Source organism: Streptomyces sp. NPDC006463 (assembly GCF_042870715.1).
Classification (GTDB): domain Bacteria; phylum Actinomycetota; class Actinomycetes; order Streptomycetales; family Streptomycetaceae; genus Streptomyces.
Genome location: NZ_JBIAHP010000019.1, coordinates 81668 through 94241, shown reverse-complemented (window position 1 = coordinate 94241; position 12574 = coordinate 81668). Strand labels below are relative to the sequence as shown.

General features: G+C 71.9%; 13 protein-coding genes. 6 read left to right on the top strand and 7 right to left on the bottom strand.

From position 1 onward, the window contains the following. Positions 1-177: 177 nt before the first annotated feature. Complete coding sequence (locus ACFYOB_RS29685) at positions 178-1089, bottom strand: glutaminase (RefSeq protein ID WP_388564763.1); 912 nt, start codon at positions 1087-1089, stop codon at positions 178-180. 18 nt (positions 1090-1107) lie between these two features. Further along, complete coding sequence (locus ACFYOB_RS29680) at positions 1108-1800, bottom strand: demethylmenaquinone methyltransferase (protein ID WP_388564760.1); 693 nt, start codon at positions 1798-1800, stop codon at positions 1108-1110. A 245-nt stretch (positions 1801-2045) separates the two neighbouring features. Here ACFYOB_RS29680 and ACFYOB_RS29675 point away from each other — a divergent pair, with 245 nt between their 5' ends. Beyond that, complete coding sequence (locus ACFYOB_RS29675; protein ID WP_388564758.1) at positions 2046-2969, top strand: DUF3152 domain-containing protein; 924 nt, start codon at positions 2046-2048, stop codon at positions 2967-2969. 53 nt (positions 2970-3022) lie between these two features. Then, positions 3023-3325: a response regulator transcription factor gene (locus tag ACFYOB_RS29670; protein ID WP_388564755.1), complete on the top strand. Its 303-nt coding sequence runs from the start codon at positions 3023-3025 to the stop codon at positions 3323-3325. Here the strand turns inward: ACFYOB_RS29670 and ACFYOB_RS29665 are convergent. The 4 genes from ACFYOB_RS29665 to ACFYOB_RS29650 all read right to left on the bottom strand — a co-directional run bounded on the left by ACFYOB_RS29665 (position 3291) and on the right by ACFYOB_RS29650 (position 7932). Next, positions 3291-3935, bottom strand: coding sequence for a hypothetical protein (locus ACFYOB_RS29665; RefSeq protein ID WP_388564752.1), 645 nt, complete (start codon positions 3933-3935; stop codon positions 3291-3293). The genes ACFYOB_RS29670 and ACFYOB_RS29665 overlap by 35 nt on opposite strands. Then, on the bottom strand, positions 3935-5134 hold the full coding sequence (gene mqnC, locus ACFYOB_RS29660; protein WP_388564749.1) for a cyclic dehypoxanthinyl futalosine synthase: 1200 nt from the start codon (positions 5132-5134) through the stop codon (positions 3935-3937). The genes ACFYOB_RS29665 and mqnC overlap by 1 nt, the downstream gene beginning before the upstream one ends. Before the next feature lie 74 nt (positions 5135-5208). Further along, positions 5209-6873, bottom strand: a complete 1665-nt coding sequence (locus ACFYOB_RS29655; RefSeq protein ID WP_388564747.1) for a serine/threonine-protein kinase — start codon at positions 6871-6873, stop codon at positions 5209-5211. A gap of 195 nt (positions 6874-7068) precedes the next feature. Beyond that, positions 7069-7932 carry a menaquinone biosynthetic enzyme MqnA/MqnD family protein gene (locus ACFYOB_RS29650; RefSeq protein WP_388564744.1) on the bottom strand — a complete coding sequence of 288 codons (864 nt, stop codon included), beginning with the start codon at positions 7930-7932 and terminating at the stop codon, positions 7069-7071. A gap of 237 nt (positions 7933-8169) precedes the next feature. On the opposite strand from ACFYOB_RS29650, the gene ACFYOB_RS29645 reads away from it, so the two are divergent. Continuing rightward, the gene (locus tag ACFYOB_RS29645; protein ID WP_030012116.1) at positions 8170-8373 is read left to right on the top strand and encodes a cold-shock protein; all 204 of its coding nucleotides are present in this window, start codon (positions 8170-8172) and stop codon (positions 8371-8373) included. 202 nt (positions 8374-8575) lie between these two features. Here ACFYOB_RS29645 and ACFYOB_RS29640 read toward each other — a convergent pair whose 3' ends face one another. After that, the gene (locus ACFYOB_RS29640) at positions 8576-10279 is read right to left on the bottom strand and encodes a hypothetical protein (RefSeq protein WP_388564741.1); all 1704 of its coding nucleotides are present in this window, start codon (positions 10277-10279) and stop codon (positions 8576-8578) included. A 393-nt stretch (positions 10280-10672) separates the two neighbouring features. Here ACFYOB_RS29640 and ACFYOB_RS29635 point away from each other — a divergent pair, with 393 nt between their 5' ends. The 3 genes from ACFYOB_RS29635 (at position 10673) to ACFYOB_RS29625 (ending at position 12534) form a co-directional block, all read left to right on the top strand. Continuing rightward, complete coding sequence (locus ACFYOB_RS29635) at positions 10673-11146, top strand: SRPBCC domain-containing protein (protein WP_388564738.1); 474 nt, start codon at positions 10673-10675, stop codon at positions 11144-11146. 181 nt (positions 11147-11327) lie between these two features. Then, positions 11328-11909, top strand: a complete 582-nt coding sequence (locus ACFYOB_RS29630; protein WP_388564735.1) for a hypothetical protein — start codon at positions 11328-11330, stop codon at positions 11907-11909. A gap of 241 nt (positions 11910-12150) precedes the next feature. After that, complete coding sequence (locus ACFYOB_RS29625) at positions 12151-12534, top strand: hypothetical protein (protein WP_388564733.1); 384 nt, start codon at positions 12151-12153, stop codon at positions 12532-12534. Positions 12535-12574 lie beyond the last annotated feature (40 nt).

The window sequence follows — 12574 nt, the reverse complement described above, 5'->3', positions numbered from 1 at the left end:
CGACGGGTCGGTCGGGGCCGGGGGGTTGGGTGTCGGCCGGGACGTAAAACGTGATCTGTGGCGAGGCCTGGGCCCGTAAGGGCCGAAGCACGGCACAGGGCGCCATAAATCATGCAGTCCCGGCCGACACCCCACCCCGGCCCCGGCCCCGCGCATCCCCCGCCGGGGACCGGCCGCCTAGAACACCGACAGACCCGTCAGGGTCGTGAAGCGGTCCAGGGCCGCCACGCCCGCCACCGAGTTGCCGTGGGCGTCCAGGCCCGGGCTCCAGACCGCCAGCGCGCACAGGCCCGGGACGACCGCCACGATGCCGCCGCCGACGCCGCTCTTGCCCGGCAGGCCCACCCGGTACGCGAACTCGCCCGCCGCGTCGTACGTCCCGCAGGTCAGCATCACCGCGTTGATCTGCTTCGCCTCGCTGCGCGTCAGCAGCCGCGACCCGTCCGCGCGCAGCCCGTGCCGTGCGAGGAAGCGCCCGGCACGGGCGAGGTCCGCGCAGCTCATCTCGATCGAGCACTGCCAGAAGTAGTGGTCCAGCAGCGCCGGCACTGGGTTGTCGATGTTCCCGTACGAGGCCATGAAGTGGGCCACGGCCGCGTTACGGTCGCCGTGCTCCTGCTCGGACGCCGCGACCTCCGCGTCGAACCCTATGTCCGGATTGCCGCTCTCCGCCCGCAGGAAGCCGAGCAGTTCGCTGCTCGCGTCACCCGTCAGGGTCTGGAGCCGGTCCGTGACCACCAGCGCCCCCGCGTTGATGAACGGATTGCGCGGGATGCCGTTCTCGTACTCCAGCTGCACGAGCGAGTTGAACGGGTTGCCGGAGGGCTCCCGCCCGACCCGCTCCCACAGCGCGTCGCCGCCCTCCGCCAGCGCCAGGGCGAGCGCGAAGACCTTGGTGATGGACTGGGCGGAGAAGGGCACCTGCCAGTCCCCGACCCCGAAGACGTTGCCGTCGAGGTCGGCGATCGCCATCCCGAACTGCCCGGGATCCACGGACGCGAGCGCCGGGATGTACTCGGCGGGGGTGCCGCTGCCCACCAGCGGGGCGATGTCGGCCGCGATCTGCTCCAGCAGCCCTGCGTAGTTCATGGGCGCAGCGTCCACAGGTCAGCCCTTGATGCCCCGGTGCAGGGCCACGATGCCGCCGCTGAGGTTGCGCCAGGCCACCTTGGACCAGCCGGCCTTCTGCAGCACCCCCGCCAGCCCGGGCTGGTCGGGCCACTCGCGGATGGACTCGGCGAGGTACACGTACGCGTCGGGGTTGGACGAGACCGCGCGGGCCACCGGCGGCAGGGCCCGCATCAGGTACTCGGTGTAGACCATGCGGAAGGGCGCCCACGTGGGCTGCGAGAACTCGCAGATGACGACCTGGCCGCCGGGCTTGGTCACCCGGTACAGCTCGCGCAGCGCCGTGTCGGTGTCCTGGACGTTGCGCAGCCCGAAGGAGATCGTCACGGTGTCGAAGACGTCGTCCTTGAAGGGCAGCTTCGTCGCGTCCCCGGCGGTCAGCGGCAGCCAGGAGTGCTTCTTCTTGCCCTCGCGCAGCATGCCAAGCGAGAAGTCGCAGGGGACCACGTACGCGCCCGTCGCGGCGAACGGCAGCGAGGAGGTCGCGGTCCCGGCGGCCAGGTCGAGGACCTTGTGCCCGGGGCGCGCGCCGACCGCCTTGGCGACCTCCTTGCGCCAGATCCGGGCCTGGCCGAGCGAGAGGACGTCGTTGGTGAGGTCGTAGTTCGCCGCGACCCCGTCGAACATGGAGGCGACTTCGTGCGGCTGCTTGTCCAGGGAAGCCCTTGTCACTGTTGTTCGCCCCTCGGTGTGTGCGGATCGGCGGGTACGGGCCCATCCTCTCAGGCCGTGCTCAACCGGGGAGACACGCCCCACGCCCGGATGGAACCGGACAACTGGCCCGAAGGACAGTTACGCCCGGGGCCCCGGGGACCGTTGACTGGGGGTGGTGCGGCCAGGCGACGGCCACCCATTGGATCATGGGCCCTGACCAGCGGCCGGATCCGTGGCGGCCGCCACGAGCAAAGGGCTTCACGATGCCGGCAGGCCATTCCACCGGTCGCTCCCGCCTCAGCCCGCGCGCGCAGCGCCGGGCCGAGCGGCGCAAGCGGCTGCGGCGTACGATCATCCTCGGTTCGGCGGCCCTCGTCGCTGTCTCGGCGACCGCGTACGCGATGGCACCGGGCGACGATGCGCGTACGACGGCGGACGGCCGGTCGGTGGCGTCCCGACCCGACCAGCAGGACGGGGAATCCGCCGAGGGCTCCGACGCGGCCGCGCAGGGCGGCAGACGTTCCCCCGGCCCCGCGAGACCGTCCGGCTCCCCCTCGCAGCAGCCCCCGGCCTCGCCCACGCCCGCTGCTCCCAGTCCCGCGGCGCCCGCAAAGCCGGTGCCGACCTCCGGGCCGGGCACCTTCCAGGCCTCCGGCGCCTCCGGCAAGGCCCACGGCAAGGGGCCCGCCCTCCGCTGGCGGATCGAGGTCGAGGAGGGCAGCGGGGTCGACCCGGACTCCGCCGCCCGTTCCGTCGAGGCGATCCTCGGGGACCCGCGCGGCTGGACCAGGGATCCGGCGTACGGCTTCCGGCTCGCCGGACCGGGCGAGCCGGTGGACTTCACCGTGAAGATCGCGACGCCCACGACCACCGACCGCCTGTGCGAGGTGGTCACCCCCGAGCTGATCGGCGAGACCAACTGCCGGGCCGGGCACACCGTCGTGGTCAACCTCAAGCGCTGGCATGAGGGATCACCGCAGTTCACCGGCCCCGTCGAGGAGTACCGGGCGCTGATCGTCAACCACGAGGTCGGGCACGAACTCGGCCACGAGCACGAGACCTGCCCGGGCCCGGGCAAGCCGGCCCCCGCGATGATGCAGCAGATCAAGGGCCTGCTCGGATGCAAGTCCAATGCCTGGCCGTTCGACGCCAGCGGAACTTATCTGTCCGGCCCGCGCGTCCCTTAACAAAGGGAGAGCCGGCCATCGGATGGGCCGGCCGGGGGCGAGGAGTGGAAACCGTGCGCGTCGTCAGCTTCAACGTCCCCGCGTGGTTTCCCTCGTACGACGCCGCCGGACCGCCGCGGGCCCAGCTGACGGAGCAGGAGTCCGCGGTGTTCCTGTGCCTGGCCACCGGCGCCTCCAACGCGGAGCTCGCCGCCGAGCTCCAACTGTCGGTCAGCACGGTCAAGTTCCACGTGGGCAACATACGCACGAAGCTGGGCGGCATCAGCCGCCTGCAGGCCTGCGTGCTCGCCGCCCTCGCCCGGCAGGACCAGGACACACGGATCAGCGGCGGCGGTGGAGCAGGCGGCCGCCGATGACCGTGGCCACGCAGGTGGTCGCGCCGCGGGACAGCAGTTCGGCCTCGTCCGCCACCGCGAAGACCGCGAAACGGGCCGGGGCGCCCGGCTCCAGGGCCCCGTGGAAGGCGTCCGCCGCGCTCTCCCGCCCGGCAAGGGGGTCCAGGGCGGGCAGCCCTTCGTAGGGCGCCGGCGGCAGAACGGTGAGCCCCGAGCGGACCACCGCCGTGCGCACCGCGGGGATCGCGAAGCGGCCGGTGACCGCCACGACCCCGCGGGACAGCAGCTTCTGGGTACCGCGCCGGGCGCTGTTGCCCCACCGCGCCTCGGTCATCTTCAGGGCGTCCAGCGCGTCCGGACCGCTGATCGGGTCGGAGCCGAGCTCGGCGGTCTCGTACGGGTCGTCCGGGTAGTACGTCCGCTCCAGCAGCGTGTCCGCCCCACGCACCAGCAGCCCCGGGGTGAGCACCCCGGGCCAGCGCCGGACCCGCGCGTGCGGGTTCCGCGCGGCGAGCTCCGCGAAGGGGCCGAGCGCCTCGATCCGGTCCCCCTCGACCAGGACCGCGCCGTCGCGCACCGGCGCGACTCCCGGCCCCGGGACGAGGAGTTCGGCGGTGTGCAGCGTGCGCATCAGTTCGTGGAGATGAGCTTCAGCTCGGGGTGCGCGGTACCGCCCTCGATGGCGGTGGAGGAGATGTGCGACGCGACGCGGTCGTCGGCCGGGTCGTTCGCCGGGTCGTCGTGCACCAGGAGGTGCTCGTACGTCGTCGCGCGCTGCGCCGGGGTGCGGCCCGCCTTGCGGATCAGGTCGATGATCTCCTGGCGGTTGGAGCGGTGCTTGGCACCGGCCGAGGAGACGACGTTCTCCTCCAGCATGATCGAGCCGAGGTCGTCCGCGCCGTAGTGCAGCGAGAGCTGGCCCGCCTCCTTGCCGACGGTCAGCCAGGAGCCCTGGATGTGGGCGATGTTGTCGAGGAAGAGGCGCGCGATGGCGATCATGCGCAAGTACTCGAAGATCGTCGCCTGGGTGCGGCCCTTGAGGTGGTTGTTCTCGGGCTGGTACGTGTACGGGATGAAGGCGCGGAAGCCGCCCGTACGGTCCTGCGTGTCCCGGATCATCGCGATGTGCTCGATGCGCTCGGCGTTGGTCTCGCCGGTGCCCATCAGCATCGTGGAGGTGGACTCCACGCCCAGCTTGTGGGCGATCTCCATGATCTCCAGCCAGCGCTCGCCGGACTCCTTGAGCGGGGCGATCGCCTTGCGCGGGCGCTCCGGCAGCAGTTCGGCGCCGGCGCCGGCGAACGAGTCGAGACCGGCGGCGTGGATGCGCTTGATCGCCTCCTCCGCCGAGACGCCCGAGATCCGGGCCATGTGCTCGACCTCGGACGCGCCGAGGGAGTGGATGACCAGCTGCGGGAAGGCCTTCTTGATGGCGGAGAAGTGGTGCTCGTAGTACTCGACGCCGTAGTCCGGGTGGTGGCCGCCCTGGAACATGACCTGCGTGCCGCCGAGCTCCACGGTCTCCGCGCAACGGCGCAGGATGTCGTCGAGGTCGCGGGACCAGCCCTTCTTCGTGTCCTTGGGGGCCGCGTAGAAGGCGCAGAACTTGCACGCCGTGACGCACACGTTCGTGTAGTTGATGTTCCGCTCGATGATGTACGTGGCGATGTGCTCGGTGCCCGCGTAGCGGCGGCGGCGCACCGCGTCGGCGGCCTGGCCGAGCGCGTGCAGCGGCGCGTCACGGTAGAGGTCGAGCGCCTCTTCCTTGGTGATCCGGCCCCCTGCGGCGGCGCGGTCGAGGACAGACTGGAGAACGGCCTGGTCGGTCACCGGTGCGTCACCTTTCGGCGGTGTGTCAAGAGGTCCGGACCGATCCAGCCTACGCCAGGGGCCGTCGGCGGCGATCAGGGGCTGCGGGTCAGGTCGCCCTCGGGGTTTCCGGCCGGCCCGTCGCCCGACTTGTAGTGCAGCGTTCCCTTCTCGTTGAGGGTGAACTGCTCGTTGGCGGAGCCGTTGGAGCAGATCCCGGGGGCCGGGTTGGGGCCGCCCGCGGTGTCGAGCACGAGCGAACGGTCGGTTGCGGAGGCGAGCTTCCAGTCACCGCTGCAGTCGGTGCCGAGGACGGCCAGGACCGACTTGTCCCGGGCGACGACCTCGCCGACCTTGCCGCCCTTGATGGTGATCTCGAACTCGCTGGAGACCCCCATCCGGGTCGTGGTGATCGTGCCCTTCCAGGTGCCGGTGAGTTCCTTGGGGACGTCGTCACGGGTCCCCTTGGGGACCTGCGTGGCGCTCCCGCTCGGGGTGGCCGACGGCGACGGGGCGGAGGAGGCCGCGGCCGAGGGCCGCGTGCTGCCGTCGGCGAGGTCCCGCCCCGCGTCCCCCTGCCCGGGCAGCAGACCCATCCCGTACAGCCCGCCGGAGAGCCCGGCCAGCACGGCGGCCGCGGCGAGCACGAGGGTGCAGCTGAACCGCCGCCCCGCGGCGCTCACGCTGACCCGGCGCCCGTCGGATACGTCCGGCGCGGTCCGGGGGTACGGGACCGCGCCGCCCGCGGTCCCGGCGGGACGGCCGTAGGGACCGCCGCCGGTCGCGTACGAGGGGTCCGCCGGGCCGAACCCGGGGCCGCCCGCGTACGAGGGGGTCGTGAAGGGGACCGGGCCCGAGGGGCTCTCCGCGGCCGCCACGTCCAGGTCGAGCAGGGCCACCGCCGCCCGGCTGGCCTCCTCGACCAGGGGCGCGGGCAGCCAGCCCGGAGCGAGCAGGGCACCGTCGAGGGCCGCCGCGATCGCCTCGGGGGCGGGCCGGCCGGCGGCCGTCTTGGCCAGGCAGGCCTCGATCAGGTCGCGCAGCGGCCCGGCCGGGACCGCGCCGAGCTCGGGCGGTTCGTGGACGACCTTGTAGAGGAGGGTCGCCGAGTTGTCCCCGGTGAAGGGCGGGCACCCGGTCGCCGCGAAGGCCAGTACCGCCCCCAGCGAGAACACGTCGGACGCCCCGGTGACCCCCTTGCCGAGGATCTGCTCGGGCGACATGTAGCCCGGCGAGCCGACGGAGACCCCGGTGGAGGTCAGCGAGGCCGTGCCGTCCGTGGCCCGGGCGATCCCGAAGTCGATCAGCCGGGGCCCGTCGAGGGTCAGCATGACGTTCGACGGCTTCACGTCCCGGTGTACGAGGCCCAGCCCGTGCACGGCCACCAGGGCCCGGGCCAGCCCCGCGCCGATCGCCCGTACCGAGGCCTCGGGCAGCGGCCCGTGCGCGGCCAGCGCCCGGTCCAGGGACGGGCCCGCCACGTACCCGGTGGCCACCCACGGCACCGGGGCCTCCGGATCCGCGTCGAGCACGGGCGCGGTCCACTCGCCGCCGACCCGCCGGGCGGCCTCGACCTCGCGGCGGAACCGGGCCCGGAACTCCTCGTCGGCGGCGAAGTGCGGGTGCACGATCTTGACGGCGACGGTCCGGCCACCGGCGCTGCGCCCCAGGTAGACCCGGCCCATGCCACCCGCGCCGAGCCGGCCGAGCAGCCGGTACGCGCCGATGGTCCGCGGCTCACCGGCTTCGAGCGGCTGCATCGCGTTCCCCATCTCCCGAGCCCCGTTTCCCGCGCCGTCCCCCCCGAGATCCTTGATCTCGCCAAGCAGCACCTTAGGGGGTGCCCTGGGCCTGCCGCGCAGGAGAAGGGATGCCGTACCGGATGCCGCACCCCTCTACGCATTCCCCTTGCGGATACGGAAACGCGAAAAGCGCGGGAATTCCCGGTAAACCGGTCAGTGTTCCGGGACGGCCGCGCTCAGGAGTTCCAGGCTCACATCCGAGGGGTACCCGGTCGTCGGTCCGGTACGGCGTGCGAATTCCCTTACGCCGGCCAGCTGTTCCGGCCCGAAACGGAAGTCGAGCGTCGTGAAGTACCGCTCCAGCAGCTCGGCGTCGAAGGCCTCCCAGCGGGCCGCCTGCTCGGCGACCTTGGTGACCTCCTCCAGGGACACGTCCCGGGAGGCGAGGAAGGCCTCGTGGACCTTCTGCACGACGACGGGCTCGCGGGCGAGGTAGTCCTTGCGGGCGGCCCAGATGGCGAAGACGAACGGCAGCCCGGTCCACTCCTTCCACATCTGCCCCAGGTCGTGCACGGCCAGGCCGAGCCGGGGGGCGTCGTGGAGGGAGGCGCGCAGCGCGGCGTCGCCGATCAGTACGGCCGCGTCCGCCTCCTGCATCATCAGCCCCAGGTCAGGCGGGCAGGTGTAGTAGTCGGGCCGGACCCCGTACTGCTCCGCCAGCAGTAGCTGGGCGAGGCGTACGGACGTACGAGAGGTGGAGCCGAGGGCGACGCGGGCGCCGTCGAGCTGCTCCAGCGGCACCTGCGAGACGATCACGCAGGACATCACGGGACCGTCGCAGCCGACCGCGAGGTCGGGGAAGGCGACGAGCTGGTCGGAGTGGCGGAGGAACTCCACGAGGGTGATCGGACCCATGTCCAGGTCCCCCTGGACGAGGCGCTCGCTGAGCTTCTCGGGGGTGTCCTTGGTCAGCTCCAGGTCCAGCAGCGTGCCGGTTCGGGCCAGCCCCCAGTAGAGGGGCAAGCAGTTCAGGAACTGGATGTGGCCGACGCGGGGCCGGCTGCGATAGACGTCCACATCGCGAGACTAGCCCCCGTATCTGCGTCAGCCTTCCGACGGGTCTCAAACGTCCGGGTGACGTGATCTTTCCCTCTGGTCTCGGCCGCGGGGTGCGTGCTAGGCTCGACGCAAGTTGCAGTTTGGTTTCCCTTGCAGTACGAGGCCTGCGGAGAATGTGACCCGCAGGCTTTTGTAGTTTTCAGACTTCTTAGCAGGTTCTGGAGCAGGGCGACCCTTTGGCCCATAGGAGGGCTCATGGCTACCGGAACCGTGAAGTGGTTCAACGCTGAAAAGGGCTTCGGCTTCATCGCCCAGGACGGCGGCGGCCCGGATGTCTTCGTCCACTACTCCGCGATCAACGCCTCTGGTTTCCGCTCCCTGGAGGAGAACCAGACGGTGAACTTCGACGTCACGCAGGGTCCGAAGGGCCCGCAGGCGGAGAACGTCACCCCGGCCTAGTCGCCTGGGCCAACCTAATCGCGGTTGGATAAGCAGTACCCAAGGAGCCCTGTCACCTCTGCGCGAGCAGAGCGGCGGGGCTCCTGCCTTTTGCCTCCTGCCCTTCCCGTCCTGGATGGGGCGGCGGGTGCGGGCGGGCACTGGCGGGTACGACCTGGGGCCCGCACCGTGTGCGCACGGTGCGGGCCCCAGGTCGTTGGCGTCAGGCGGGCTTGCCGGGCTCGGCCGGGGCCGGAGTCGGAGTCGGAGCCTGCGTCGCAGCCGGGGCCGTGATCTTGATGTCCAGGACCAGGGTCACGTTCTGCGGGGTGATCAGCCGCAGGGAGTACGTCCCCGCGGGGAGGTCGGCGTCGGTGAAGAGCTCCGGCAGGACGATCTTGCCGTCGGCGCCCGCCACGAGCAGCGGCAGGCTGAAGGTCTTCTTGCCGGCCGCGTCCTTGAAGTACGGGCCCTTCGCGGTCGCCGGGTCCACCGGGACCCACTTGCCGTCCGCGTCCTTCGCGACCAGGTCGGCGCGGGTCTCCGTACCCGCCACGGCCTTGCCGCCGGCCGTCGCGAGCACCTCGACGCCCTTGACGCTCGTACCGGCGAGCGCCTCCAGGGGCTTGGAACCCTCAGGGCGGGCCAGACGGTCGGCGAACGGCTTCGCCGTCACCTTGCCGGTGAAGGTCACCGTGAGCCGGCCCGCCTTGTCGTAGGCCGAGACCCGCAGGGAGAAGGTGCCTTCCTTGGCGCCCGCCTTGAGGCCGGGCGCGGCCGCGATGCCCTGGGCGTCCGTCTTGACCACCAGCGAGTTCGCCGGAGCCTGCGGGAAGCCGGTGCCGCCGGTCGTGTCGCTCTCGACCGCGAAGACGACCTCCTGCCCGACGGCGGGCTTGCCGTCGCTGAGGACCGCCTTGACCCGCGGGACCTCGGCGAACGCCGCCCCGGCCTCGGCCGTGAGACCGGCGCCGCCGAGCACCGACAGCTCCGTCAGGTGCGCAGCCGGAGTCGGGGTCGGGGTGGGCGTCGGGGTCTGCGTGGGGGTCGGCGTCGGCGTCGGCGTGGGCGTGGGCGTGGGCTTCGGGGCCGGCTTCTGCTGCTGCGGCTGCGGGGTGGGCCGGGTGCCCGGCGGCTGCGTCGGGTAGTTGCCCACCGGCGGGTTCGGCACCTCGGCGGCGCCGCCGTCCTGGTACTGCCGCATGTAGCCGAGCACGGTGTTCACGTACTCGCGGGAGTTGTTGTAGCTGAGGATCGCCGAGTCGAGCTTGGCCGGGTCCGAGAGGTCCCGGTCGCCCGCGCACAGGTAGAGGCCCGCGCCCAGCGCCGCGTCGTAGATGTTGTTCGGGTCGCGCTTGGCGTCGCCGTTGCCGTCGGCGCCCCAGGTCTTCCAGGTGGAGGGGATGAACTGCAGCGGGCCGACGGCCCGGTCGTAGTCGGTGTCCGCGTCCCACTCGCCCTTGTCGGTGTCGCGGATCTCCGCGAAGCCGTTGCCGTCGAGACGGGGACCGCGGATCGGCTTCTCGGTGTACCCGTCGACCTTCAGCCCGTAGCCCGAGGCGTGCACGGACTCGACCCGGCCGATGCCGGCGAGCAGCTGCCAGGGCAGCTTGCAGCCGGGGAGCGCGGCGGCCACCGACAGCTCGGCACGCTTGTAGGCGTCGAGGGCGGTCGCGGGTATGCCGCTTGCCCCCTCCGTGGCGGTCGCGCCCGCGGGAACCTGTGGATCGGCGACGTCCCCGGGCAGGTCCAGCCGTGCATCACCACGGTCGGCGGCCTGCGGGCTGTCCGGGGTCGGCTCGGACTCCCCCGCGTCGGCGGTCGACGGGTTGGTCACGACCGCGGCGGTGGTCAGGCTGGCCGCGAGGGCGGCCGTGCACAGGACCTTGCGCGAGGTGTTGACGAGGTGACGGTGAAGCGGCTTCACAGTGCGGCGATCCCCCCAGGAGCCCTCAGCGGTGCACGGCTGGTCGAGCCGTGAATATTCACTGTCTATCAGGTATTCGAAGGAGACTCGCCGTCCCCCGTGCAGTTGTGACGCACCATTCGTCTCGACTTCACCGGTCTCTCACGCCTGAACGGACAAGGGATCCACACCCTAGCCGGAAAGGCCCCAATGACCCACGGTTCAGCCCTTCTTGCCGCTTTGCCCTGGATTCATGCCCGTCGCACCGCGCTCCGGGCCCTGCCCGAGCGCTGAGCGGTCGCCCTTCGACACCGGCCCGCAACCTGTGGGAGCTCCAGTCGAATTGAGCACGGCCACCCACCGCCACGCGTCGCACCCGGGCAGCCGGGCTCGCGGTCACTAGGGTGAAGTGCCATGAGCACCGACCCGATCCGCGTCCCCGACCTGACGGGGCGCCCCCACCGGCTGACCGTCGAGCGTGCGATGCTCGCCGGCGAGCACACGCTGTACGCGGGGTGGACCGAGCAGTTCGACCGCTGGTTCGCCGCGCCGGGTTCGGTCGTGATGACGGCCGAGGTGAACGCGCCGTTCTTCTTCGAAACGGAGTTCGCGAAGGAACCGGGTGCTCCCCGGGCCAGGCATCCGCACTACGGGCGCTTCCTGCGACTGGTTCCCGACCGGCTGGTGGAACTGACCTGGGTGACGGGCCGGGGCGGCACGGCGGGCGCCGAGACGGTGGTCACCGTCGAGTTCAACCCCCACCCGATCGGCACGCGGCTGCGGCTGACCCACGCCGGGTTCTACGACGAGACCGCCCGCGACCAGCACGAGTCGGCCTGGCACCAGGTTCTGGCGAACCAGGACGAGGTGCTCGGCACCTCCGAGTAGGAGGGCGCGGGCGCCGCCGTGAGGGATCGGCCCTTCACGGCACGCCAATTGCTTCGGAGTCAGGCCCCTCCCCCATGCGGGGGAGGCACCTCGCTCCGGCGGGGGACGCGCGCGCCCCCGCCGCTCGCGAAGATCGAGGGGAGCCGGTGAGGACCGGCCTCTCCTCGAATGGAGCATCACCATGCGCAGCAAGACCCTTCGCATCGCCGCTCTGCTCGCCCTGGCCGCCGCCCTGACCGGCACGGCGGCCACCGCCTCGGCCGCCGCCCCGCCGCCGTCTCCGGCGGCGGAGACCACCGCCCACATCAAAGGCTGGGGACGCCTGGACTACCCGGTGGCCGGCAACGACATCCGGGTCACCGTCGATGCCCGCGCCGCCTTCACCAAGGACGGCACGTTCCCCACCCGGTCCGAGGGCACCCTCCGCCTCTCCCACGAGATGACCCAGCCGGACGGAGCGTCGCGGACCTACTGGGCGGAGCTGGAGGTCGACTGCATGACCAGGGGCGGCCCCAACGCGACCGTGACCGGACGGATCGTGGCCGCCAGCAACAATCCGGCGGACGCCAACTATCCGGAGGACCCCTTCCAGGCGATGCTGAAGGACCACGTCCGACTGGGCATGAGCTTCTACGTGGCAGGCAGGAACGGCGGCCCCTCACGGGTCGGCCTCTCGGGGGTGGCGGACAAGACCCTGTCGAAGTGCATGGCCCCCGCACCCTCCAGCGAGATAGTCAAGGGCGGCTTCAGTCTGAAGTCCTGACCCGCGCCCCGCCACGGACAGGCCGACGGCGTCTCCCCCGGATTCCCAGGCGGACTGCCCCGCACCCCCAGTCCCGGGCCACGGCTTTCACCGGCACGGGCCCGCGCCCGCCCTCGGCCGACCACGGATCGGCGGGGGCGGGCACCTCCGGCGGCTGCTCACGCCCGGGAAACGTGCCCGTGCACCACGGTGTTACGGCGACCAGCCGGTCCCGCCGACACCGGCTGTTAGGTTCGGCCGGATGAGAGCACTCGTGTACGACACCGCCTTCCGCGCGCGGGCGAGCCGGAAGCAGACCTGGGGCTTCGGCCTGATCGCCGTCGCCTCGGGGATCTGGCTCTGGCTCGCCTGCCAGTTGCTGCTCCCGTACACCGTGGAGCACGGCCGGAACGACCGCGAGTGCGCCTCGCGGGTCTTCTACGAGAGCACGAGGGGGTCCTACGCCGACGCGGAGGGCACCACCTGCGCCATCGAGCGCGACTGGGCCGACCTCATCGCCGTCCTCCTGCTCTCCCTCCCCTTCGCCGTCGTCGGCACGGTCCTCTACACCTCGGGCTCCACGGACAACCGCCTCAGCCGCCACCTGGCCGAGGTGAACCGCCTCACCGAGTTCCCGGAGGGCTAGGGGGTGTCTGACGGATCAGGGTCGGATAGCCCGGGTCGGC